We start from the raw sequence: 23,892 nt of genomic DNA, 5'->3' as shown, positions 1-23,892 counted from the left end.
GTATACCATCAAGCCAGAAATGGATACCTTTTGCAATTATTTTTTACAAAAATTAATATATATTGCCAATCTAGACTCTAAGAAATGTTAATAAGCCTTCTTTAATTAATATTGGTTTACGCTTCTCTCAGTTTTTGACCCAGACGATCCGTAAAGCACCGACTCAGGAAATCGCATCCTCAACCTTCAGTAAGCTACAATTTCAGACGGAAGTCGTATGAGAGCAATTAAACAAGAATGCAAATTCGAGGGATAAATACGCCAGTATTAGATTGGACTGGCGATGCTTTAGCAATTGGTCTATTTGAGAGCAATATAGAACTAACTGGAGAATTAGCTCACTTAGATGAGAAACTGGCAGGGACGATTCAAGAATTAATTGCTGAGACGGAATTTGAAGGAAAATCCAGCAGTACGGCAGTGACGCGCGTCGGCAGTAACAGTCCTGTCCGCAAAATTATTTTAGTGGGATTGGGCAAAGCCGAGGACTTAAAACTGAATGCAGTTCGCCTAGCTGGGGCAGCGATCGCGCGCATTGCCAAAAAAGAGAAGGTCAAAACCTTGGGAATTAGCTTGCCCGTCGTCGATAACGATCCAGCCGCTACTGCTGGGGCGATCGCAGAAGGCATGCTCTTAGCTCTACACCAGGATACCCGCTTTAAGTCGGAGGTGGAAGACAAAGGACTCAAACTAGAAACCGTCGATTTGATTGGGTTAGGCAGTCAAGATGAAGCAATTGCCCATGCCGAAGCCATCTGTGCTGGGGTTATATTAGCGCGAGAATTAGTTAACGCTCCCGCTAATTCGGTCACGGCGATTACAATGGCTCAAACTGCCGAGCAAATAGCAGCAGAGGGCGGTTTAGCCGTCGAAATCCTAGAAAAAGAAGACTGTGAAAAGCTGGGCATGGGAGCCTTTTTAGGCGTAGCGATGGCATCGGACTTGCCGCCTAAATTCATTCACTTGACCTACAAACCCGCAGGTACGCCCAAACGCAAGCTAGCAATCGTCGGGAAGAGTCTGACCTTTGACTCTGGCGGACTGAATATCAAAGGGGCGGGTAGCGGCATCGAAACCATGAAAATGGACATGGGAGGCGGTGCGGCAGCGCTAGGAACAGCCAAAGCGATCGCGCAGCTAAAACCAGAGGTCGAGATTCACTTCATCTGTGCGGCGACAGAAAATATGATTAGCGGTCACGCCCTGCATCCCGGCGATATTCTCAGGGCTTCTAACGGTAAGACGATTGAAGTCAATAATACCGACGCAGAAGGACGGTTGACCCTAGCCGATGCATTAGTATTTGCAGAAAAACTGGGAGTTGACGCGATAGTCGATCTCGCCACTCTCACGGGTGCCTGTGTCGTTGCCCTTGGCAATGATATTGCTGGGTTGTGGAGTACGGACGAAACCCTTGCCAATCAACTCAAAGAAGCCTCCGACAAAGCAGGAGAAAAGTTCTGGCAAATGCCAATGGAAGAGAAGTATTTTGAAGGTCTCAAATCTCAGATTGCCGACATGAAAAACACCGGACCTTGTGCTGGCGGGTCGATTACTGCTGCCCTCTTCCTCAAGCAGTTCGTCAAAGAAACCCCCTGGGCACACTTAGATATTGCGGGTCCGGTTTGGGCCGATAAAGAAAATGGGGTTAATAATGCAGGCGCGACTGGTTTTCCCGTACGGACGCTGGTTAATTGGGTGCTGAGTTACAGTTAATTGACGATCTGGGCAGGCATTGCCCCTGCCCAAGCACTTCCGATGTCAAAAAGTCAGCGATTCAAATCGCTGCCTCATAGGTAAAGGTAAAGTTTTCATACGATTGGATAAGCACCAGCTATAAGCCAAGAAATAAATTTCTTGGCTTATAGCTAAAGTCAGATAAATCTGATTGCAGGAAGTCAACGCCTAAAACTAAGGTTCTAGGCTCAAAGCTCAATTCGATTAAAATCGACTGAAATTCCTATCGGGTCTTCTTTAGAAGACTTTTTCGCTCGGACAGGAAATTCCAATTGCGAATTGGTATTATTTCTAGGTGCGATCGAGTCAGAATGAAATCACTCTGATGTCAATACGCTATTAGTTCTATAAACATCTACCTAAAGTAGGTTTCCATCGATCGATCGGCTATCTTAAGTTAGATCCCAAGTTTCTTTTCTAAATTTATCGCTCGGTTGTTGCGGAAAATCTCTTTTTGAATTATTATAACAACTCTCAATCGACAAAGATGCGATCGCTGTGCAACTCCCAAGTCATGCGAGCAATTCCCTCGGTAGCTAGCCTCATCACCCTGCTTGTCGGTTGTCTAGTTCTCCTTGGTTGGCTCAAAAGTGGATTTGTCGCCATGGGATCCACGATGAAAGTCAATAGCGCAGTTGCGTTTATCCTGGCAGGAATTTCCTTAGGATTAACCGTCAAAAGCGAAGGGCGTTTACTTGGAGACGGAGGAACAAGGAGACACAGAGACAAAGAGATGGGGGGAAGGGAAAGGCACAGAAGGATAGGAAGACTTGTTGCTGATGGCTGTGCGATCGCAGTTTTCCTAATCGGATTCCTTACCCTCGCTCAATACCTATTTGGTTGGAATCTGGGAATTGACAAACTGCTGTTGCGAGATTCGCCCTTTTTCTCCCAAACTAAATATCCCGGTCGCATGGGAGACAATACAGCATTGAGTTTTTGCCTGATAGGTGGGGCGCTTTGGTTGCTGCCTCGCCAGATATACCGCAGGGATGGACTGGCTCAATTGCTGGTAGCAGTTGCGGCGGCGATCGCTTTTCTTGCTCTCGCAGGTCATGCTTATGGCGTAGGTACCTTTCATCGGTTCTTTGTCTGCTCAACTTCGATGGCATGGCACACTGCTGTCACATTTATCCTACTGTGTCTTGGAGTTTTGTTTGTTCGACCCGATCGCGGCTTGATGGAACCGCTCACGAGCGATTTGAATGGGGGTATCGTTGCCCGCAGGCTCATTCCTACTGCCGTTGTCACTCCTTTGCTCTTGGGCTGGTCGATCTTAGAGGGGCAAAAACTCGGCACCTATCATCCTGCCTTCAGTTTCACCTTGCTAGTCGTGTCGTTGAGCATTATTTATTTCATACTAATTTGGCGCACTGCAATAGCATTAAATCGAATCGATCGCAAGCACACTCAGGTAGAAGCTGCTCTGCGACAATCCCAAGAACGCTTGAAATTGTTTGCCGAATCGGATTTGGTTGGGCTGTTGTTTGGCGATATCTATGGCAGGATTCATCAAGCTAATAATGCCTTTTTGAAAATTGTTGGCTATACCCGCGAGGATATGGAAGCGGGACGGTTGCGTTGGGATAAAATCACGCCGCCGGAATATCTGCCGTTGGATGAAATCGGCATTGCCGAAGCACGAGTGAGAGGACTATGTACGCCCTACGAAAAGGAATACATTCGCAAAGATGGTCGTCGCGTTTGGGTGTTAATTGGATACGTTTTACTGGGAGAGGAACGAGAAGAATCGATCGCTTTTATTTTAGATATCAGCGATCGCAAACGGGCAGAATTAGAACGCGATCGCTTCTTCAATCTGTCGCTAGATATCCTGGGAGTAGCTGGTATAGATGGCTACTTTAAGCGGCTCAATCCTGCCTGCGAGCGCATTCTGGGATACACGCCGACGGAGTTAATGAGTCAGCCTTACATCGAATTCGTGCACCCCGACGACCGCGATCGTACCCTAGCAGAAGCGCAAAAACTGGCAACTGGAGCCACAGCCTTAAATTTTGAAAATCGCTATCGCTGTAAGGATGGTTCCTACAAGTGGCTGGTTTGGAACACGTTCCCGGTTATTGAAGAAGGATTGTTCTATACTGTTGCCCATGACATCACCAATCGCAAACAAATTGAGACAGAAATTCGGCAATTCAACGTCATTTTAGAAGAACGGGTTCAACAGCGCACTGCGCAATTAGAAGCTGCCAATAAAGAACTCGAATCGTTTTCCTACTCGGTTTCTCACGATCTGCGCGCTCCCTTGCGCCATATTGCCGGATTCGTCGATCTGCTGCAAAAACGTCTGCGGCAAACTGAAATAGATGCGACGAGTCAACGCTATTTGAATATCATCGTGGAAACTACCAAACAAGCGGGCGAACTGATCGACGATCTCCTCGCCTTCTCGCGCATGGGACGAACCGAGATGCGCTATGCGGCGATCGATATGAATTTCTTGGTACGAGAAGTTCTCAGCGATCTCAGCTCGGAAATGAAAAATCGAGAGATTAATTTGCACATTGACGAACTACCGACCGTGCGAGCCGATCCTTCAATGCTGCGATTGGTTTGGCAAAATCTACTCGAAAATGCACTTAAATATACTAAACTCTCTCCCCAGACAGAGATTTCTGTCGGCAGTCATTTGACTGAGCAAGAAGTAATATTTTTCGTAAAAGACAATGGAATTGGTTTTGATATGCAATACGTACACAAACTGTTTGGAGTATTCCAACGTCTCCACAGCGATCCTCAATACGAGGGAACGGGAGTGGGATTGGCAAACATCCAACGCATTATTCACCGTCATGGCGGACGAGTTTGGGCTGAAGGTGCCATCAATGAAGGAGCAACGTTTTATTTCGCGCTACCCAAGGAGTTAGAAATCAGGAGTGGAGAATAGAGTACGACAAATGGAACTCAAACGAATTCTCCTGGTAGAAGACAGTATCCGAGATGTTGAACTCATCCTGACTTCCCTAGCAGAAAACAATTTAGGCAACGAAGTTGTCGTCGTTCGAGATGGTGAAGAAGCCCTCGATTATTTGTACCGTCGAGGTTTGTATCGACTAAGAAGAGAAGGAAATCCTGTCGTAGTATTACTCGATCTCAAGCTTCCAAAGGTTGACGGCATAGAAGTCTTAACAGATATTAAAACAAATGAAGCCTTGCGGACTGTCCCCGTCGTTGTCTTAACTTCCTCGCGCGAGGAAGAGGATTTAACTCGCTGTTATGAGTTGGGCACGAATGCCTATGTGGTCAAACCGATAGACTTTCATGAATTTGTCGATGCAATCAAAGGATTAGGATTGTTTTGGGCAATCATTAACGAACCCCCGCCGGGTTCGATGCCCCCGTTTCGAGTCAGTCAAACAATTCAAGATGGAGGAGACTAAAACAGTGACCGAGTCCGCGACCAGTTAATCGATTTTGAACTTTGAACTTTGAATTTTGAACTGTTATGACTCTCCGGTTTTTGTTACTAGAAGATAGTGTATTAGACATGGAGCTAATTCACACTCTACTAACTGAAGGTGGAATTTCGTGCGAGCTAGTGCGGGTACAAACTCGCACTGAATTTGAAACCGCACTAGCACAACAGAGCTATGACTCGATCCTGTCGGACTACGCTTTGCCTAGTTTCGATGGGATCTCGGCATTAGAAATCGCGCAACAGCTTAGCCCGGAGACCCCCTTTATCTTCGTTACCGCTACCATGGGCGAGGAAGTAGCGATCGAAACCCTCAAGAGGGGGGCAACCGATTACGTTCTCAAACAACGATTGGAACGACTCGTTCCCTCAGTCAAACGCGCCTTGCGGGAAGCCGAAGAACGCCGCGCCCGTCGGCAGGCGGAGGCAGAATTGCGACAGCAAAAAGAAGAATTAGAACGGGTCAATCGCGTCAAAGATGAATTTCTCGCTGTCTTATCTCACGAGTTGCGATCGCCCCTCAATGCTATTCTAGGTTGGGCACAGCTGTTACAAACTCAAAAACTCGATCCAGCCAATGTCGATCGCGCGATAGATACCATTGCTTGCAACGCTAAACTGCAAACCCAACTGATCGAAGATTTACTCGATATCTCCCGTATCATCCGAGGCAAAATCGTCCTCGAATCGCGACCTACTAATCTTGCTGCCGTTATTGCCGCCGCGATCGATACCGTGCGCCTTTCTGCCCAAGCTAAAGCGATCGAACTGCGCTTTAAGTACAAACAAGATGAAAACCCTACCCCACTCCTCGTACTTGGCGACCCCAGTCGCCTCCAACAAATTGTCTGGAATCTCCTCACCAATGCCATCAAATTTACGCCAGATGGAGGACGGGTGGAAGTGAGATTGGAGACGGGGAGATGGGGGGACAAGGAGGACAAGGAAACTCCGGGACAAGGAGAAAAAGAGATTTCTCAATCCAAAATCGAAAATCCAAAATCGAAAATCCAAAATCCAAGACCCTATGCCCAAATTACCGTCACTGACACGGGTAGAGGGATTTCTGCTGATTTTCTCCCCTACATATTTGATTCCTTTCGTCAAGCTGATGGTTCGACAACTCGTCGTTTTGGTGGATTGGGCTTAGGGTTGGCGATCGTTCGTCATCTAGTCGAGTTACACGGCGGCACCATTTCAGCAAGCAGTCCAGGAGAAGAAAAAGGAGCAACCTTCAGAATCGAATTGCCTTTGTTAAGAGCAGAAACCTCTCCAAATAGCACACCCGACATTTCAACCCCCGAAACCTCACGCCCTCTTACTAATCTGCGCATCCTGGTAGTGGATGACGATCGCGATTCCAGCGAGTTTATCGCTTTCATGCTCGAACAATCTGGCGCGATCGCTACAGTTGCCGCGTCTGTTCAATCCGCTTTGCAAGTCTTTTCTTCTTTTCACCCCGATGTTTTACTCAGCGATATCGGCATGCCAGAAGAAAATGGTTACAGTTTAATTCGCAAAATCCGGTTGTTGCCCCCAGAACAAGGAGGACAAATCCCTGCGATCGCTCTAACAGCCTATGCTAGAGACCAAGACCGCGATGAGGCGATCGCCGCTGGATTTCAACTCCATCTAGCTAAACCCGTCGCTCCCCACGATCTAATTGTAGCCATAAAAAAAGTTCTGGACGGCTAGGACGGAAGGGAAGACTAGGAAACTAGGAGAGGAGAACAGGTAGAGAGATTTGTAGCCAGGATTTAGATAATTGATATAGATAACAATTAACACCAATCTTCTAGGCTAGTAGCTCACATCAGTCCACTTAAGCTATTAAATTAATGCTCCTTCGCAACTCGAACCGCTCCCAGCAGTACACCCATAACAGTAGGCTGCGGTTTTGATTTCTTGAATTAAGTCGAGATTGCCTGCTTCTAATAGTTTGACTATTGTTAAAGCTTCTCCATTGGGTAAAGTAGCCGGAAGATTTTCCATTTGATTAAAGTCACAATCATATACATTACCTAAATAATCAATTGATAGCTGATTGCGACACATTAGATGAGAAACAGTACTGGAATTATGGTGAGATTCTAAAAATTTTAGATAGGGAACATATAAATGATTATTATTGAGATAATTTTTGACCCTACCAATAGGAAGATTAGTAATAGCAAATAAGCGATTAAAAATGACTTGAAAATTTTCTTCTAAATATTGTTTATAATCTCGTTCTAAGCTAACTTGATTAGGAGTTAGAGAAAAGTTATCATTTTTAGGTAACTGGGGATTATAAACTAAATCTAGAATTAGATCTTGCTTTTTTCCATAACCGAGTTGATTTAATTTTTGAATTGCTTTAATTGAAGCCTGATAAACTCCTGCGCCTCTCTGTCGATCTACATTGTTTTCTAAATAACAGGGAAGCGATGCGATGACTCGCAATTGATACTTAGCCAAATATTCTGGCAAATCTTTATATCCAGTTTCAAAAAAGATAGTTAAGTTAGAGCGAACAATGACTTCTTTTCCTGCTTTTCTGGCAGCTTCTACTAGCGGTTTAAACCCATAGTTCATTTCTGGTGCGCCGCCAGTTAAATCAACTGTTTTAATTTGAGGAAAACAATGAATTAATTCGATTAATTGTTCGCAGATTTCTGAAGATAGTTCTTCTGTTCGTTTTGGTCCTGCTTCTACATGACAATGATTGCAAGCTAGATTACAACGCTTGCCTAGATTAATTTGTAGAATGGTAATTTTTTGCTTAGTTAAGGGGCGATTGAGTTTTTTTTGAAATGGAGTAATTTCTGAGAGAAAGAATTGAGAAGTAGATGCTGATTGAGTCATTATAAATATTGGCTTAGTTACTAAGTTTTTTAATTCGATCCTTCAGATGCAGAGGAGATAAGAAAGATAGATAAAGAAAAAACACACGACCAATGACTGACTGATAACCGGTAACTGTCGGGGTTATTTCATTCTGATTGCAGTTAACCAAGAAATGAATTTCTTGGCTTAAAATTTAAGTCCGTCTTATAGGACTTAAGGGATTAGACAGAGAATTTATTCTCTGGCTTTCGAGAATGAAATAGCCCTGCTGGGTAGCTGTTAACAACATTCACCTGAACTACAACAACCAGCATCATTGTTAATTTCGGTGAGATGGTAGTTGTGTCCTTTGGTTTCTTTTGGATGGCGAATGGCTTTATTTTTACAGCTAAAGTTTGTTGCTTCTTCTAGAGAGATTTCTTGATAGGGAGGCACGGGAATAATATCTTTGGCATAAGGACTATTGGGATTAGTTAAAATTTGATAAGTCTTATCACAAACTGCCATTCTTTCTCCACGACAAAAGGTGTGACCGTCATCATCTTGTACCTGTTTCCAAGGACCTTGGTAAATAATGGCTTGTTTGCGTTCTAAACAAGAACCTTCTTTTCCTTTAAAAGCACGAACAGTAACGGAACGAAATTCAATTCCATCGATAACTTGCCATGGTTTTTCATCTCGTTTGAGAATCTCAATACCATAAAATCCGAATTCTTCAAACATTTTAAGGAAGAGATCTTCTCGAAATGCGCCAGAAATACAACCGCTCCATAGTTCGGGATTATTAAGGATTTCTGGGGTCGGATCTTCATCGCAAACGATATCAGAAATAACTGCCCTTCCGCCTCGTTTGAGAACGCGATAAATTTCTTGGAATAACTGTTGTTTATCTTTAGGGCAAACTAGGTTAAGAACGCAGTTAGAGATGACTAAATCGATACTTTCATCATGAATGAGAGGGGATTTATCGCGCAAGCGATCGCATTGGGCATCAAATTGACTAAATTGCTCGATAGAAGCGATCGGATTGTCTTGCAACCATGCTTCTACTTTCTCTAAATCTAGCTTAAGATCTTGGATTTTCCCCTTGAAAAATTGCGTATTCCAATATCCAACTTTTCTGGCAATTTCAGATTGATATTTTCGCGCTAGTGCCAGCATTTCATCATTGAAGTCAATCCCAATGACTTTGCCCGTCGCACCCACTTTCTGCGCTAAAATATAACAATTTTTTCCGGCACCAGAACCTAAATCTAACACCGTCTCGCCCACAGAAACGTAACGAGTAGGATCGCCACAGCCGTAATCCTTCTCAATAATTTCTTGAGGCAGAATATCTAAATAGTTTCCTTCATACTCTGTAGGACAACACAAGCTAGGTTCTTGTTGCTTTGCACCAGCTTGGTAGCGTTCTAAAACTGCCTTTTCGATGTCATAACCTGCTAGGGTTGAAGAATGAGACAGCTGTTGAGAGATAGAGGTTTCAGTCACGGATGAGTTTCCTTTTTACTTTAACTACAATGAAATCAAGAAAAGTATAGGTTAAAGCTAAAATTATTTTCAAATAACCTTGGACAAATTTAACAGTTATTCCTTGAAAAACTATTAAAATAAGCAAAAATGAGTTTTTCCTGAAAATTAGCTTGAAATTTGCCGAATCCCAAGATCTGAAATCAAGAAATTGACAACAAAAAACAACGATTACCGAGCGAGTGTATTCGATCGCACCGCAAGCTGACTCGTCGCTATAGGAATACAAAATGCACGAAAAATCCCTCTAGAAGCCGTCAACTTCTTCGGCTCCTTTCGATTGTTAGAGTAGTTAGAAACCGACCTCATAAAATTATCCCATGCTCGATCCAGAATTTGAATCAGAAGTTCTCTCGCGTTTAGCTCAACTAGAAACGACGATTGGACAGAGAATATCTCGTCTGGAAGAAGAACTAGAGGAAACTCGTTTATTACTTCCCGATCTACACCGATATGGCAAATTGCGAGATTTGCTAAAGGCAGGTAAGTGGAAAGACGCTGACCTAGAGACGACCAGGGTCATGCAAGAAATTGCAGGCAACGATTCGCAAACTGGTTGTACTCCTGAAGATATGAACAGCTTTTGCTGTAATGGAACTCGCATTATCGATCGCCTTTGGAGAAAATACAGTAAGGATCTTTTTGGCTTTAGCATTCAGCTACATCTATACCATAGCTTAGGAGGAAATCTGGATACTCTCAGAGCCTACAATAACGAAATTTTAATTCGCCTGGGCGAACAATTAGGTTGGTATCGCGAGAAAAGATGGCTAGAGTTCGATGAGTTTGATTTCTCCAAATCCTTAGCAACTGGCAGTCTTCCCGGTTATTGTTGGCATTCTCCCTACAGACCCAAGATAGCGCATCATTTCTTTATGCGACTGATTGGTTGCGGGCTATAGATGTCCTTGAAGCTAGCGATTCCCTTGCTATGCTGAATACAGTCGCCTTGCATATAACACCTGAGCCTGGTCTTATGAACAAACAAACTATACGCATCTGCATTCTTGGTGGCGGTTTCGGGGGTTTATATACCGCGTTACGCCTAACCCAGTTCCCCTGGGATAATTCTTACCAACCGGAAATTACTCTGATCGACAAAAGCGATCGCTTTTTATTCTCTCCCTTGTTATACGAATTAATGACCGGAGAAATGCAGAGTTGGGAAATTGCTCCGCCTTTTGAAGAACTGCTCTCAGGTACGGACATTCTCTTCAAACAAGCTTGCGTCACTGGTATCGATATTGAAGCTAGAGAAATACAACTCGATAACGAAACCAGCATAAGCTACGACAAATTGGTCGTTGCCATCGGCGGCAAAACTCCCCTAGATATCATTCCAGGAGCAAAAGACCACGCGATCCCGTTTCGGACTCTAAACGATGCTTATCGACTCGGAGAACGACTGAGAATCTTAGAACAGTCCGATGCAGACAAGATCCGCGTCGCGATCGTTGGCGGCGGCTACAGTGGAGTCGAACTCGCTTGCAAGCTGGCAGATCGCTTAGGAGAGAGGGGACGCTTGCGGCTGATCGAAAAGCAAGCCACAATTCTCGCTACCTCCCCACAATTTAACCGAGAAGCAGCCAAGAAAGCGTTAGAAAAACGACTGGTATGGCTGGACTTGGATACGGAAGTCCAGTCGATAACATCGGATACCATCTCCTTGCTTTATAAAGGACAAATCGATACGATTCCGGTAGATATAGTTTTGTGGACGGTGGGAACTCAAGTTTCCGAATCGATCCAAAAACTACCCCTCAAGCACGATCAACGCGGGTTGCTGACAACAAATGCTTTTCTGCAAGCAAGCGATCGCCCCGAAATTTATGCCCTCGGCGATGTCGCCAATTGTCAGGATATAACCGGACAACAAGTTCCAGCTACCGCTCAATCTGCCCTTCAGCAGTCTGACTTCTGCGCTTGGAATATCTGGGCCTCTATTACCAGACGACCTTTATTGCCCTTCCGTTACTTCTCTATGGGCGAGATGATGACCTTGGGAATAGATAATGCCACTATTAGCGGTTTGGGAGTGAAACTAGAAGGAATACCAGCCTATATTCTGCGGCGTTTGATTTATCTCTATCGCCTGCCAACCCTAAAACATCAACTTAACGTCGGGTTGAACTGGATAACCCAGCCCGTTATAGAATTGCTGGCAAGGTGAATAGCTCGGAGGACTAATGACCAATGACAAACAACCAAAAGTCATTTTCTTAGATGCTGTCGGGACTTTATTTGGTATAAAGGGAAGCGTCGGCGAAGTTTATAGCGCGATCGCCAGGGGAGCTGGAGTAGATATCTCGCCCGAACGCCTCGACGAAGCCTTTATCCAAAGCTTCAAAACTTCCAGTCCGCTAGCTTTTCCAGGAATCGATGCTGCCAAAATTCCCGAACTGGAGTATCAATGGTGGAGAGCGATCGCCAAGGAGACTTTTGAGGGAGCTGGTGTTCTCGATCGCTTTTCTGACTTTGATGCCTTCTTTAGCCAACTCTACGCCTACTTCACCACAGATCGGCCTTGGTACGTCTATCCCGATGTCGTTCCTGCTTTGGAACACTGGCAGCAAAAAGGCATTCAACTAGGTATAATATCTAATTTTGATACTCGCTTGTATTCAGTAATGGAACGCTTGCAACTGAAAGATTTTTTTAGCAGTATCACAATTTCTTCAAAAGTAGGGGCGGCAAAACCCCACAGTCAAATTTTTCTGGTCGCACTACAAAAACATAACTGTCTCGCCCAACAGGCATGGCACATTGGAGATAGCTTAAAAGAAGACTATCACGGAGCGAAGGCAGCAGGACTAACTTCCTTCCTCATCAAACGCTCTTTTTCGGAAATATTTCGCGGATCGCCGTAGTTACTTTTAAATCTATGATGAAATTGATTTATCCCTATCCTCTGTTACTTTTTGGAAATTTTAGGGAATACTATTACTAGGATCTCCTAAATTGCTTTTTGCGCGAAGCATTGGGAGATAGTCGATCGGGTTATGTCGCCATCTCAGCCTAGCTCAAATTGCGAGCAAGGCGGCAGTAACCTAGCGATAGCGAACCTTATTCAGATTGGGAGAAACTGCCTTGGATGCCGCAAATCAGCAAAAAATTCTTGGCTATTTCATAGAAGAAGCCAAAGAACACCTCGAAACCCTCGAACGTGGAATACTGGAGTTGTCTTCGGTCATCGAAGATCCCGAACGAGTCAACGAAATGTTTCGGGCTGCCCATTCGATTAAAGGGGGAGCAGCAATGCTAGGTTACGGCAGCATTCAGAAAACTGCTCACCGTCTAGAAGATGCTTTTAAAGTTCTCAAAGAACATACCCTATCGGTCGATCGAAAGCTGGAATCTCTTTTCCTGACCGGATACGATGTTCTTCAGGATTTAATCGAACACCTGCAAAGTCCGATGGGACTTCAAGAAGAAGAAGCCGACGCGATCGTCTCGCGCTCCGAACCCAAGTTTGTCGAACTGCAAGATTACCTCAAACAATTGCTCGGCGGCGCTGTCTCAGCTCCTAGAGACGAAATGTTGGCAGTGCGGACTGCTCCTGCCAAGGTATCGATCGCGCCCCAGGTGAAGAACCTACTGATGCAAATGTTGCAGCTCTTCAAGCAACAAGATACGCCTGCCAGCCGCCAACAACTGCGGAAGATCTGTGCCGGGTTAGCACAATTAGCTCCTGGCGAGCAAGGCTGGCAAAAGCTTCTAAAAGCTGCCGATGCGGCGATCGCCAATCCTAGACTATCCTATCGCGTCCTTGCCCCTGTCGTTATCAAAGAACTGAAACAGGGCGGCGATCTTCTTGAGATGGGCAAAGGCAGTCAAATTGCTATTACTCCAGAGCTACAACAACTGGTTGTGGCTCACTCACAAGCCCCACAACAGATTACCATCGCTCTAGATCCCCAAGCAGCAGCAAAAACTTTGCTTAAAGTGTTCAACAAACAGCAGATATCTCAGATCGTTCAATTACTGAGTGCGGGAAGTTAGGTATTGGTGAAATTGGACTGGCTTTTACATCGGTTGAAGGGATGAGGACGCGAGCGCTCGCGTCTGTGTGCCCCATCTGAAGCAATTTTTAAAGCATAATTCAATCTTCACTCTTATACTAGGTAAGGGAAGTTAAATTTATCTATCGCAAGATAGAATCGAGAACGCACAAAGCGCGCTTAAATCAATCAAAGACTCGATTATTATTAAGTGACGTTTCGGGCTAAGGATCAGCGGTGATTCAACTCCTACGCAGTTTAATTCAAGCCATACAACCTTTCCTTGTTCCTATCTGTTTTTTCGTTGCTTGGGGTTTTATTATTTTACTAAGCTGGACGTTGTGGAGTATCATTCGCGATACTGCCACCAAAGCTAAGCAAATGCATCAAATCCCTTGCGCTAACTGTCAGTTTTTTACTAACGATTACCATCTCAAATGTACGGTACAACCGACACTTGCCAATACAGAACAAGCGATCGGTTGTTCCGATTATCGACCTGGATAACATACAAAGATTGATAGAGACTTGCGGTAGCGTGCTGGATCGAAAGTTAGTATAGGCGTTCTCTCGAACGTTTCTACAGAGTTACGAATTATTTTTTGATTTCGAACTATGATTAATGAATCATTGACTAACTCCTGACAACAATTCGCGCGTTATGTTAGTTCAAAAACTGAAAGAATGTGAAGAATTTCTCGCAGGAGATAGCACTCGCCTGCGAGAATTGCTGCATCCTGACAAGCAACCAATAGAACTGCGCTACAGTTTAGCTCATGCCGTCGTCCCCGTCGGGGAAACTTCGACACCCCATTCTCTAAAAACCTCAGAAGTTTATTACATCCTTAGCGGGAAGGGAGAAATGCACATCGGCGAAGAAACGCAAATCGTCGAACCTGGAGATGCAGTCTATATCCCACCCAATGCCAAGCAGTATATTCGCAATTGCGCAGACGAACCGCTAGTCTTTATCTGTATCGTCGATCCGGCATGGCGTAAGGAAGACGAAACAGTCTATGAATAGTAGCACAGAACAAATGACGACGATAGGAATTGTCGGACTGGGATTAATTGGTGGATCGTTGGGATTAGATTTGCGATCGCACAGTTTTAACGTACTCGGAATCTCTCATCGCCAAGAGACTTGCGAGAAAGCAAAACAGATAGGCGCAGTTGATGAGTATATCGTCCTGTCGGAGAACAGCGAAGTTGATGAAGTGAAAACCAAGCTGTTGCAAGGAGTAGAAATAGTATTTATCTGTACGCCTATTGATAAAATTACTCCAACTCTCAAACGACTAATTCCTTATCTTCTTCCTAAAACTATCGTTACTGATGTCGGTTCGGTAAAAACTTCTATCGTCGAAGAATGTTCTCAGTTATGGAAAAATTTTGTTGGCGGACATCCTATGGCAGGAACTGCACGGCAAGGGATTGAAGCGGCACAAAACGATTTATTTGTCGGTGCTGCTTACGTTTTAACCCCAACAGAAACCACTCCTCCCATCGCTACCCGACGAGTTGAAGAAATAGCGCAATCGCTGGGTTCGATTATTTATACTTGTATGCCAGAAGAACACGATCGCGCTGTCGCTTGGATTTCCCATTTACCCGTTGTAGTAAGTGCAGCTTTGATTGATGCTTGCACGAGCGAAACCGATCTAAAAGTATTAAAGTTAGCAAAACAGTTAGCAAGTTCGGGGTTTCGCGATACCAGTCGCGTTGGCGCGGGAAATCCAGAATTAGGTTTAATGATGGCACAGTATAATCAAGAGAATTTGTTGCGATCGCTGTTTTCATATCGCGCTCGGTTGGATCGCTTAATTGATACAATCGAACGGGAAAATTGGGATAATCTTGAAAGCATTCTTGAGTTAACCCAGCGATCGCGACCTGAGTTTTTATCTTCATCTCACTGTTCAATTATTGATAACTAATACCAATTTTCCATCAATATACAATTCTCATAAGAAGTTTTTGAATTAGTGCGAACTGCTTTGACAATTGGTATGGATTTCATTTCGTGGCGAAAAACAGTTTCGCATTACTTAGAAGATATTGAAAACCCTATAGGAAAAACGATTAATTTAACCATTTTAGGACTAATATTTTTATCATTAACTATATTTGTTGCAGAAACTTATTCCATTCCCCAAATAATAAGAATTTGGCTAGATAACATCGATATAGCAATTTTGGTTATTTTTACGATAGAATATTTAATTCGCTTTTGGTGTGCTGAGTCTAAAATAAAATTTGTTTTTAGTCTCTTTTCTATTTTCGATCTAATGGCGATAGTTCCCTTAATAATAGGGGTAATGGACATTAGATTTATTCGGATTTTTAGATGGTTTCGTCTTTTGCGACTGATTAGATTTCTTGAGTTTAAAATTTCTATCTTTAAAATCGAAACAGAAGACGGAGTAATTCTTACCAGAATATTATTAACTTTATTTTCAATTATTTTTGTTTACTCCGGCTTTATCTATCAAGCCGAGCATTCCGTCAATCCTACTATTTTTAGAAACTTCTTCGATGCTCTTTATTTTTCAGTCGTGACCATGACAACGGTGGGATTTGGCGATGTCACTCCTATTTCTGATACTGGTCGCTTTTTAACCGTGTTAATGATTTTAACGGGAATTTTATTAATTCCTTGGCAGGTAGGCGAGTTAGTTAAGCAATTACTCAAAACAACCAATCAAGTACAAAAAAGTTGTTCGGGTTGCGGACTATCAATTCACGACTTTGATGCCAATTATTGTAAAATCTGCGGTACGAAGTTAAAAGATTGGTTGAAATAGTTAGTAGCTAGTCGAATTGCTAATAACTACTAACTACTCATAACTACTCACAAAGAACTACCTGACCTACATAGTTTGTTCTACTTCAGCAATTTCAGGAATAATTTCTCTCAAACGGCGCTCGATGCCCATTTTCAGCGTCATAGTAGAACTGGGACAAGAACCACAAGCTCCCTGTAGGCGCAGTCTAACTATAGGACCATCGATTTCAACCAGTTCGACATTACCGCCATCTGCCATTAGGTAGGGGCGCATTTCATCTAAGACTTGCTCGACGTTATCTGGAGTCAGTGCTAATGACATACGTTGACCTCAATTCACTACTTTTAAATTGTAGCCACTTCTATCCTACCGTTAAGGCGATCGCAATCGGACAAACCGTTCGGGACGCTCTCTATAGAAAAATCTTAACTTGCCAGATCGAAAGAATCGTCGATCGACTGAACGCTTTTCATGACGGGCATATGATTGAGAGGGACGGTAAAAGTGACCGTCGAACCCAATCCTTCTCCCATGCTATAAAAGTCTACCTGTCCTCCCATCGCGTCTACAAGCTTCTGGGAAATAGCTAGTCCCAAACCCGTTCCGCCATAGGCTTTAGTTAGAGAGCCATCGACTTGCACGAATTTTTCAAACAGTTTGGCTTGTTTTTCTAGAGAAACGCCTATTCCCGTATCGGCTACGCTGATTTTGACGATGCCGGGAAACTCTTGATTGTCGTGTTTCACTTTCTTCTTAGAGATTTCCGCACTCACGACGATTCCCCCTTCGTGAGTGAATTTGATGGCATTGCCGATTAAATTCAACATTACTTGCAACAGACGCTGATAGTTGCCATAGAGAATCACTGGCGTTAGGGTCTGAGGTGGTCTAATCTTAAAGCTGAGATTTTTTTGCTGTGCCAGGGGACGAGTAAAGTTATCTACTGATTGCAATAACTCATCTAGCTCGACGGCACCCAATTCTAGATCCATTTTGCCAGCTTCGATTTTGGCAAGATCGAGAATGTCGTTGATGAGATTGAGCAGATGAAGAGAGGATTTATAGGCTTCTTCAAGAAATTCTCGCTGTTCTTCGGGGTCGTCTGCCATGCCGTCGAGAATCAGCTTGAGAAAGCCGATGATGCCATTGAGGGGAGTTCGTAGTTCGTGGGTGGTGCTGGCTAGAAATTCGCTTTTGAGGCGAGAGGCTTCTTCTGCCGCTAGGGTAGCTTGTTCGAGTTCTTTGTAGAGAGTAGCATGGGCGATCGCGGTTCCCACTTGGTCGGCGAGTTCTTGGACTAACTCAATTTCTGCGGGAGTCCAATAGCGGTGGCGATCGCATTGCTGAAGACAGATTAACCCATTGCGTTGATTTTGGTAAAAGGTAGAGACGACTAAGATAGATTTTGCTTGAAATCTGTCCTCAACGAGTTGCTCGACGATGACGGGTTCTCGCTGGCATAGAGCTTGTTGCCAATACGCTTCGGATTTGCCATCCAAACGATATCCCAGCATCGATTTAAACGGTTGCTGGCAGTATTCGGCTTTGACGTCCAGATACCTCTGTTTGGGATCGCAGGCAAGCGTCAAGCAGCGGCTGACTTGCAGCGCCTCGCCAATGCTATCGACCGTTTGCTTCCAAATCGTTGTCAGATCCAAGGTGCGGCGAATTTTTCGGGCGATATTGGTAAGTAGCTTTTGATAGGGTCCTGGATGGGGAGGAAGATCGGTATTGGCAGTCAGGGCAATTTCTGTCTCGCTTAATAAACGTCCCATGACCAAGACGGCTTGAGGCTTGCCTTCTTTTGGTAAGATCGGGCTAATAACCAATTCAAAAGGCAAAGTTTGCCCCCGATACTGGAACAGACAGTGGCATTGTTCGGGAACTCTTCTCTCTAATACTCGTCTAACCCTCTCGTAGTAAGCTTTGATGCGAACTGGAGTTAAGGTTTCTTCAAGATAGCTGCCAACGATTTCTTCTTCCCCAATTCCATAATCTGAAGCTGCTTGCCAGTAAAAAGATAGATATTTTCCAGAGCTATCTTGAGTAAAGACCAGCTCGGCTCCTAAATGCTGCCAATTATTATTGGGCTTGGATTTCGCCAGCTCGGCTTTCATAGACATTCCTTGCCTTGGAAGAGCACCGACATCAAGCAGAGGATTCATGGTTCGCACCAGTTTTAGAGTACGAAAACTTTAGGCATGCACTAAAAAACTAGATATTGCGACTGCGACGCGCTTAGCCTATTCCACACCCCCAACTTTAAAATGCCCCAATAGTTCCCCAAAATAACAGTAAATAGCTTTTCGTTAAAAATTTTAACTAATCTACAGATTTTAGGGAATTAAATACCGATTGACAGGAAATCTAGTTTAACCTCTAAAAAAGAATTTTAACTTTGCTCTCAAGCAGAAAACATCAGTGCTTTGTTTCAGTCATTCCATTCGCCTCTAGGCGGTACGGGCGGGTTGCGCCGTAAGGAACGTGCCAGGTCGTCATCCCCCTCGCGCTCGTTTCTGAGCCATTGTTTGATTGCCGTTTCTATTATCCGACTGGGATCGTTTGTCAGATGTTGAATTTGAGCCAACAGTTCTGAATCTAAATGAATTGATATTTCAACTTTATCGGCAGAACGTTGTTGATGAATATTATCGTTCATAAGTCGTTATTATTATTCTTACTTCTATTGTAGTAGCCAGCGTTCTCGCTCAAATAGCGCTTCTGCCCAAAGACGCAAATAATTGACATCGCCCACGACAGATCGAGCTTACAATAAAATCCAGAAGCTAAACTTTAAAATAGATTAAGGATTCTTGCTTTTTACGAACTACTACTCAAATCACACTTGACCTCTATGACTGACGTTCCCGTCTCTCGCATTCGTAACTTTTCGATTATTGCTCACATCGACCATGGTAAATCTACTTTGGCTGACCGCATGTTACAAATCACTGGTACTGTCGCTCAGCGAGAGATGAAGGAACAATTCCTCGACAATATGGATCTAGAACGCGAGCGAGGAATTACCATCAAATTACAGGCGGCGCGAATGAACTATACTGCCAAGGATGGTCAGCAATACGTTATCAATCTCATCGATACGCCGGGTCACGTAGATTTTTCCTACGAGGTGTCTCGTTCTCTGGCTGCCTGTGAAGGAGCCTTGTTAGTCGTCGATGCTTCCCAAGGAGTCGAAGCACAAACCCTAGCCAACGTCTATTTGGCGTTAGAAAATAATCTCGAAATCATTCCCGTTCTCAATAAAATTGACCTTCCCAGTGCCGAACCAGAACGGGTAGCGCAAGAAATTGAAGAAATCGTCGGCCTAGATTGCAGCAATATTATCAAAGCATCGGCAAAAGCTGGGATTGGCATCGATGAAATTTTAGAGTCAATCGTTCATTTAGTTCCCCCGCCAACCGATACTGTCGATCGCCCCCTACGCGCTCTGATCTTCGATAGTTATTACGATCCCTATCGAGGAGTAATCGTGTACTTCCGAGTTATGGACGGCAAAGTGAGAAAAGGCGATCGCATTCGCCTGATGGCATCGGGCAAAGAATACGAAATCGACGAATTAGGCGTACTGTCTCCCAACCAAATCCAGGTTGAAGAACTGCATGCCGGAGAAGTTGGCTACCTGGCGGCAGCAATTAAAGCCGTGGCAGATGCGCGCGTCGGCGATACGATTACTTTAGCTCAAGCCCCAGCCTCCGAACCGCTACCGGGCTATACAGAAGCCAAACCGATGGTCTTCTGCGGCTTATTTCCCACCGATGCCGACCAATACGAAGATCTGCGAGATGCCCTACAAAAGCTGAAACTCAACGATGCTGCCCTCTCCTACGAACCCGAAACCTCATCGGCGATGGGATTTGGATTCCGGTGCGGCTTTTTGGGCTTGTTGCATATGGAAATCGTCCAGGAAAGACTAGAGAGAGAGTACAATCTGGACTTAATTACGACGGCTCCCTCGGTAGTCTATCGCGTCACGACCGTAGATGGAGAGGTTATAGAAATTGACAATCCCAGCCTATTGCCGCCGCCACAGAAACGGGAAAAAATCGAAGAACCCTACATTCAGGTAGAAATTATTTGTCCTGAAAACTTTGTCGGGGCACTGATGGAATTGTGTCAAAGTCGTCGGGGCACGTTTAAGGATATGCGCTACTTTACCCAAACTCGGACGGCTTTGATTTATGAATTGCCCTTGGCAGAAGTGGTGACAGACTTTTTCGACCAGCTTAAATCGCGATCGCGCGGCTATGCGAGCATGGAGTATCAATTGCTCGGTTTTCGGGAAAATCCTCTGGTGAAGCTAGATATTCTGGTCAACGGCGATCCCGTGGATGCGCTGTCAACCATCGTCCATCGCGATAAAGCTTATTACGTCGGTCGCGCTTTGGTGGAAAAACTAAAAGAATTGATTCCCCGCCATCAGTTTAAGGTGCCCATTCAAGCCGCGATCGGAAGTAAGATTATTGCTAGCGAACACATTCCCGCCTTGCGCAAGGACGTTTTGGCGAAATGCTACGGCGGCGATATTAGTCGTAAGAAGAAACTCTTAGAGAAGCAAGCCAAGGGGAAAAAGCGTATGAAAGCGATAGGAACCGTAGACGTTCCTCAAGAGGCATTCATGGCGGTGTTGCGATTGGAGCAGTAACGTAATTTGGACTTAGTATCGATCGCGCACTCGATGAAGCTTTTATCTTCCTTAAGGCTGCTTGTATTAATCTCGGTCGGTCTATTCTTCCGGCTCGGTTGTAGCGATCGCGTTACTGTCTTAAAAGACCTCGAATATGGCACCTATTCGCTTGGGGGCAGTCAAGGAAGATTATTGCTCGATCTCTATTTACCCACAGTTGCCTCTTCCCAACCTCTACCCGTTCTGATTTTTATTCATGGAGGCGGTTGGGTAGAAAGAAATAAAGAAGATTGTCCGGGCGAATTGGTTGCGCGACGAGGATTGGCTTTAGCTTGTATTAACTATCGTTACAGTTACCAAGCTATCTTTCCGGCACAGATTCACGACGTTAAAGCCGCCGTTCGCTGGTTAAGAAAAAATGCAACTCGATATAATCTCGATCCCAATCGATTTGGGGCATGGGGAGATTCAGCGGGCGGTTATTTGAGCGCCCTACTGGGAACTTCAGCTGGAGTTCCCAGCTTGGAAGGCGCGACGGGCAACGAACCAATCTCCAGTAAAATTCAAGCAGTTAGCAATTGGTACGGGCCGACGGACTTGACAAAATTTCCCAGAGCGTTTGCGGAATTTCCTACCCCTGAAGTTCTCGAAAAAAACCAAGGCCAGCCCTGGCTAAAATTAACAGAAGTGGTTTATCGGTTACTCGGCGGTCCCATCTCGCAACGCCGTGAATTAGCTGCTCTCGCCAATCCCATCGCTCACATCGACGAGCGCGATCCGCCTTTTCTTATCGTTCACGGGGAATTAGATGATGTCGTTCCCGTCAGTCAAAGCGATTTGTTAGTCAAAGCTTTGCAGGAGAAAGGCGTTGAAGTTGAATACGTTCGCGATCGCAACTTAAAGCACTCTTACAGAGGGCAAAATGGAGAACCTTTCGATCCAAATCTGATGGAGATAACGTTAAATTTTTTCGAGCGACATTTGAAGCAGTAATTCTTAAGTTACTCAGATTCTTTAGAATTCTGAGCTGCAAAAGGCGTAAACTTCCCGCCCAAGCCTTCGACAATGGTTTGAGTATTGGCAATTAACATTTTGGGATAGGTATCGCCTTGCGAACCCGGTTCGCCCAAGCTGTCGGAGAAAAGTTCGCGATCTGATAGTTTAACGTTAGCTTCCTTGGCAACGGTTTTAATTAGCTTGGGATTGACCACAATTTCTGCAAAAATTGTCGGGACTTTAGTTGCTTCAACCGAATCGACTAATTCTTTTACCCGCGTCGCAGTGGGCTTTTCTTCTGTACTGATTCCTTGAATCGCTCCTTCAACAGGAATGCCATAGGCAGCGGCATAATATCCCATTGCATCGTGGGTGGTGACTATCTTCCGATTCGTCTTGGGAATCGTTGCAATTTGAGATTTTATCCAACTGTCAATCTGGGTCAATTCTTCTTTGAGTGCTCGAGCATTTTTAGCATACAGTTCGGCATTAGCAGGAGCTAACTGAGCCAGATTAGCTTGAATTACGCCTGCCATACGAATGCCATTTTGAGCGTCATGCCAGACGTGAGGATCGGGAACTTGTTCTCCTTGGTCTTTTTCCTCATACTCGTGTTCTTTACCTTCGCCTTCGTACCTGTGTTCGTGTTCTTCGCCCATGAGAGGAGCGGGAACTGCTACTTCGGCAACCGCAATTTTCGGTGCAGAATTAGAGGTTGATTTGATGATTTTGATTAAGCTCGGTTCTAGATCGTAGCCTGAATAGAAGATGAGTTGAGCGTTTTCTATTGCCTTGCGGTCTTCGGGTACGGGTTCGTAGACATGAGCGTCTACTCCAGGTTTCAATAAACAGGTCAGATCGATTGTATCTCTAGCTATTTGTTTGGTCAGATCGCACAAAACGCTGGTAGTTGCTACGACTTTGGGGCGATCGCCTGCTGTATTTTCTACTTCTGCTGGAGTTGCGGCAGGATTAATCTGGCTAGTCTGAGTAGTGGGCGTAGATTGACCGCAACCAACTAAGCATCCTACAGCCAGAACGACAGCAGCTTTTGCCCAGGTTTGACGCGGGGTAGGAATCATAGATTTTTAAGACTTCTAATTAACTGGGACGAGTAAAATGAGTTTTGTTATCATTATTATTCTCGACTTTTCATGTTAGATGTTCGGCAACTTAGTGTCAATTATCGAGAAGTGCGAGGCTTAGATCGAATTAGTTTTCACATCGAACCGGGACAACTGGTAGGTATTATCGGTCCCAATGGGGCGGGGAAAAGCACCCTGATAAAAGCCATGCTGGGACTGATTCCAGCAGCGAGTGGCGTGGTGCATTATTGTAATTGTCCCCTTCACCAACAATTACAGAAAGTTGCCTATATTCCCCAGCGATCGCAAATCGATTGGGACTTTCCCATCACTGTCTGGAATGTCGTCCTAATGGCGCGAACCCGACATTTAGGATGGTTTCGTCGTCCTGGCGCTGCTGCCAAAGAAATTGTAAAAGCGGCGTTGGAAAGGGTAGAAATGTATTCCCTGCGTCACCGTCGCATCGGAGAACTTTCTGGCGGACAACAACAACGGGTATTTCTTGCCCGCGCCTTAGCGCAACAAGCGGAAATATTTTTATTAGACGAACCGTTTACTGGGGTGGATACAAAAACCGAGAGAATTATGTTAGAGGTGTTTGCCCAACTCAAAAGAGAGGGCAAAATTCTTTTAATCAGCAGTCACGATTGGGGAGGGGTATTGAACCAGTTGGATCGACTGCTGCTGATCAATCGAAGCTTAATTGCAGATGGAAGTCCAGATCGAGTAATGACTCCTGAAAATTTATGTCGCGCTTATGGGACGAATTTACAAAGCTCTCTACAACCCGATTGGGACAATACGCTATTTTGTTAGTAGTTAGTAGGAGAGCGACTATTTTCTCTTAACAACT

21 protein-coding genes are annotated in these 23,892 nt (G+C 44.6%); 15 read left to right on the top strand and 6 right to left on the bottom strand.

The window, feature by feature from the left end:
• Positions 1 to 237 precede the first annotated feature (237 nt).
• The 4 genes from PLE7327_RS03490 to PLE7327_RS03475 all read left to right on the top strand — a co-directional run bounded on the left by PLE7327_RS03490 (position 238) and on the right by PLE7327_RS03475 (position 6,868).
• A complete protein-coding gene (locus PLE7327_RS03490; RefSeq protein WP_015142479.1) occupies positions 238 to 1,716 on the top strand; it encodes a leucyl aminopeptidase in 1,479 nt (492 codons plus the stop codon).
• Between the two features lie 475 nt (positions 1,717 to 2,191).
• Positions 2,192 to 4,645, top strand: coding sequence for a PAS domain S-box protein (locus PLE7327_RS03485; protein ID WP_217523321.1), 2,454 nt, complete (start codon positions 2,192 to 2,194; stop codon positions 4,643 to 4,645).
• Between the two features lie 10 nt (positions 4,646 to 4,655).
• Positions 4,656 to 5,138, top strand: a complete 483-nt coding sequence (locus PLE7327_RS03480) for a response regulator (RefSeq protein ID WP_015142477.1) — start codon at positions 4,656 to 4,658, stop codon at positions 5,136 to 5,138.
• Positions 5,139 to 5,203: 65 nt separating this feature from the next.
• Complete coding sequence (locus PLE7327_RS03475; protein WP_015142476.1) at positions 5,204 to 6,868, top strand: response regulator; 1,665 nt, start codon at positions 5,204 to 5,206, stop codon at positions 6,866 to 6,868.
• A gap of 135 nt (positions 6,869 to 7,003) precedes the next feature.
• Here the strand turns inward: PLE7327_RS03475 and arsS are convergent, their stop codons facing one another.
• Both arsS and PLE7327_RS03465 read right to left on the bottom strand, forming a co-directional pair.
• Complete coding sequence (gene arsS / locus PLE7327_RS03470; protein ID WP_015142475.1) at positions 7,004 to 8,017, bottom strand: arsenosugar biosynthesis radical SAM (seleno)protein ArsS; 1,014 nt, start codon at positions 8,015 to 8,017, stop codon at positions 7,004 to 7,006.
• A 261-nt stretch (positions 8,018 to 8,278) separates the two neighbouring features.
• Positions 8,279 to 9,490: a methyltransferase domain-containing protein gene (locus PLE7327_RS03465; RefSeq protein ID WP_015142474.1), complete on the bottom strand. Its 1,212-nt coding sequence runs from the start codon at positions 9,488 to 9,490 to the stop codon at positions 8,279 to 8,281.
• A gap of 359 nt (positions 9,491 to 9,849) precedes the next feature.
• Here PLE7327_RS03465 and PLE7327_RS03460 point away from each other — a divergent pair, with 359 nt between their 5' ends.
• The 8 genes from PLE7327_RS03460 to PLE7327_RS03425 all read left to right on the top strand — a co-directional run bounded on the left by PLE7327_RS03460 (position 9,850) and on the right by PLE7327_RS03425 (position 16,331).
• On the top strand, positions 9,850 to 10,431 hold the full coding sequence (locus PLE7327_RS03460; RefSeq protein ID WP_015142473.1) for a GUN4 domain-containing protein: 582 nt from the start codon (positions 9,850 to 9,852) through the stop codon (positions 10,429 to 10,431).
• Between the two features lie 74 nt (positions 10,432 to 10,505).
• Entirely contained in the window at positions 10,506 to 11,699 is a 1,194-nt protein-coding gene (locus PLE7327_RS03455) for an NAD(P)/FAD-dependent oxidoreductase (RefSeq protein WP_041391825.1), read from the top strand.
• Between the two features lie 16 nt (positions 11,700 to 11,715).
• Positions 11,716 to 12,396: an HAD-IA family hydrolase gene (locus tag PLE7327_RS03450; RefSeq protein WP_015142471.1), complete on the top strand. Its 681-nt coding sequence runs from the start codon at positions 11,716 to 11,718 to the stop codon at positions 12,394 to 12,396.
• A 220-nt stretch (positions 12,397 to 12,616) separates the two neighbouring features.
• Positions 12,617 to 13,528, top strand: a complete 912-nt coding sequence (locus PLE7327_RS03445) for an Hpt domain-containing protein (protein WP_015142470.1) — start codon at positions 12,617 to 12,619, stop codon at positions 13,526 to 13,528.
• Positions 13,529 to 13,764: 236 nt separating this feature from the next.
• Positions 13,765 to 14,034, top strand: coding sequence for a hypothetical protein (locus PLE7327_RS03440; RefSeq protein ID WP_015142469.1), 270 nt, complete (start codon positions 13,765 to 13,767; stop codon positions 14,032 to 14,034).
• A 154-nt stretch (positions 14,035 to 14,188) separates the two neighbouring features.
• Entirely contained in the window at positions 14,189 to 14,551 is a 363-nt protein-coding gene (locus tag PLE7327_RS03435) for a cupin domain-containing protein (protein WP_015142468.1), read from the top strand.
• Entirely contained in the window at positions 14,544 to 15,464 is a 921-nt protein-coding gene (locus PLE7327_RS03430) for a prephenate/arogenate dehydrogenase (protein WP_015142467.1), read from the top strand. Before PLE7327_RS03435 ends, PLE7327_RS03430 begins: the two co-directional genes overlap by 8 nt.
• Positions 15,465 to 15,536: 72 nt before the next feature.
• Positions 15,537 to 16,331 carry an ion transporter gene (locus tag PLE7327_RS03425; protein ID WP_041391822.1) on the top strand — a complete coding sequence of 265 codons (795 nt, stop codon included), beginning with the start codon at positions 15,537 to 15,539 and terminating at the stop codon, positions 16,329 to 16,331.
• 66 nt (positions 16,332 to 16,397) lie between these two features.
• Here the strand turns inward: PLE7327_RS03425 and PLE7327_RS03420 are convergent, their stop codons facing one another.
• The 3 genes from PLE7327_RS03420 to PLE7327_RS03410 all read right to left on the bottom strand — a co-directional run bounded on the left by PLE7327_RS03420 (position 16,398) and on the right by PLE7327_RS03410 (position 18,972).
• A complete protein-coding gene (locus tag PLE7327_RS03420) occupies positions 16,398 to 16,634 on the bottom strand; it encodes a NifU family protein (protein WP_015142465.1) in 237 nt (78 codons plus the stop codon).
• Between the two features lie 104 nt (positions 16,635 to 16,738).
• Positions 16,739 to 18,430 carry an ATP-binding protein gene (locus PLE7327_RS03415; RefSeq protein WP_371265292.1) on the bottom strand — a complete coding sequence of 564 codons (1,692 nt, stop codon included), beginning with the start codon at positions 18,428 to 18,430 and terminating at the stop codon, positions 16,739 to 16,741.
• A gap of 314 nt (positions 18,431 to 18,744) precedes the next feature.
• Complete coding sequence (locus tag PLE7327_RS03410) at positions 18,745 to 18,972, bottom strand: type II toxin-antitoxin system CcdA family antitoxin (RefSeq protein WP_015142463.1); 228 nt, start codon at positions 18,970 to 18,972, stop codon at positions 18,745 to 18,747.
• 195 nt (positions 18,973 to 19,167) lie between these two features.
• On the opposite strand from PLE7327_RS03410, the gene lepA reads away from it, so the two are divergent.
• Positions 19,168 to 20,976 carry a translation elongation factor 4 gene (gene lepA, locus PLE7327_RS03405; RefSeq protein ID WP_015142462.1) on the top strand — a complete coding sequence of 603 codons (1,809 nt, stop codon included), beginning with the start codon at positions 19,168 to 19,170 and terminating at the stop codon, positions 20,974 to 20,976.
• Positions 20,977 to 21,009: 33 nt separating this feature from the next.
• Entirely contained in the window at positions 21,010 to 21,951 is a 942-nt protein-coding gene (locus tag PLE7327_RS03400) for an alpha/beta hydrolase (protein ID WP_015142461.1), read from the top strand.
• Between the two features lie 8 nt (positions 21,952 to 21,959).
• Here the strand turns inward: PLE7327_RS03400 and PLE7327_RS03395 are convergent, their stop codons facing one another.
• Positions 21,960 to 23,036 (bottom strand): metal ABC transporter solute-binding protein, Zn/Mn family, encoded by a 1,077-nt coding sequence (locus tag PLE7327_RS03395; RefSeq protein ID WP_015142460.1) that lies wholly within the window; start codon positions 23,034 to 23,036, stop codon positions 21,960 to 21,962.
• A gap of 72 nt (positions 23,037 to 23,108) precedes the next feature.
• Between PLE7327_RS03395 and PLE7327_RS03390 the strand changes: the two genes are divergently transcribed.
• A complete protein-coding gene (locus tag PLE7327_RS03390) occupies positions 23,109 to 23,855 on the top strand; it encodes a metal ABC transporter ATP-binding protein (protein WP_015142459.1) in 747 nt (248 codons plus the stop codon).
• The last annotated feature ends 37 nt before the right edge of the window (positions 23,856 to 23,892 follow it).

It is taken from the genome of Pleurocapsa sp. PCC 7327 (genome assembly GCF_000317025.1).
In the GTDB taxonomy this organism is placed as follows: domain Bacteria; phylum Cyanobacteriota; class Cyanobacteriia; order Cyanobacteriales; family Microcystaceae; genus Hydrococcus.
Note: the sequence above shows the minus strand (reverse complement) of the source record. Positions and strands in the feature narration are given on the sequence as shown.

Bases quoted from the DNA above. Each gene is read 5' to 3' on its own strand.
- PLE7327_RS03395 (WP_015142460.1), bottom strand. From the start codon at position 23,036: ATGATTCCTACCCCGCGTCAAACCTGGGCAAAAGCTGCTGTCGTTCTG.
- PLE7327_RS03450 (WP_015142471.1), top strand. From the start codon at position 11,716: ATGACCAATGACAAACAACCAAAAGTCATTTTCTTAGATGCTGTCGGG.
- PLE7327_RS03400 (WP_015142461.1), top strand. From the start codon at position 21,010: ATGAAGCTTTTATCTTCCTTAAGGCTGCTTGTATTAATCTCGGTCGGT.
- PLE7327_RS03425 (WP_041391822.1), top strand. From the start codon at position 15,537: ATGGATTTCATTTCGTGGCGAAAAACAGTTTCGCATTACTTAGAAGAT.
- PLE7327_RS03480 (WP_015142477.1), top strand. From the start codon at position 4,656: ATGGAACTCAAACGAATTCTCCTGGTAGAAGACAGTATCCGAGATGTT.
- PLE7327_RS03390 (WP_015142459.1), top strand. From the start codon at position 23,109: ATGTTAGATGTTCGGCAACTTAGTGTCAATTATCGAGAAGTGCGAGGC.
- PLE7327_RS03475 (WP_015142476.1), top strand. From the start codon at position 5,204: ATGACTCTCCGGTTTTTGTTACTAGAAGATAGTGTATTAGACATGGAG.
- arsS (WP_015142475.1), bottom strand. From the start codon at position 8,017: ATGACTCAATCAGCATCTACTTCTCAATTCTTTCTCTCAGAAATTACT.
- PLE7327_RS03435 (WP_015142468.1), top strand. From the start codon at position 14,189: ATGTTAGTTCAAAAACTGAAAGAATGTGAAGAATTTCTCGCAGGAGAT.
- PLE7327_RS03415 (WP_371265292.1), bottom strand. From the start codon at position 18,430: ATGAAAGCCGAGCTGGCGAAATCCAAGCCCAATAATAATTGGCAGCAT.
- lepA (WP_015142462.1), top strand. From the start codon at position 19,168: ATGACTGACGTTCCCGTCTCTCGCATTCGTAACTTTTCGATTATTGCT.
- PLE7327_RS03410 (WP_015142463.1), bottom strand. From the start codon at position 18,972: ATGAACGATAATATTCATCAACAACGTTCTGCCGATAAAGTTGAAATA.
- PLE7327_RS03430 (WP_015142467.1), top strand. From the start codon at position 14,544: ATGAATAGTAGCACAGAACAAATGACGACGATAGGAATTGTCGGACTG.
- PLE7327_RS03460 (WP_015142473.1), top strand. From the start codon at position 9,850: ATGCTCGATCCAGAATTTGAATCAGAAGTTCTCTCGCGTTTAGCTCAA.
- PLE7327_RS03420 (WP_015142465.1), bottom strand. From the start codon at position 16,634: ATGTCATTAGCACTGACTCCAGATAACGTCGAGCAAGTCTTAGATGAA.
- PLE7327_RS03490 (WP_015142479.1), top strand. From the start codon at position 238: ATGCAAATTCGAGGGATAAATACGCCAGTATTAGATTGGACTGGCGAT.
- PLE7327_RS03455 (WP_041391825.1), top strand. From the start codon at position 10,506: ATGAACAAACAAACTATACGCATCTGCATTCTTGGTGGCGGTTTCGGG.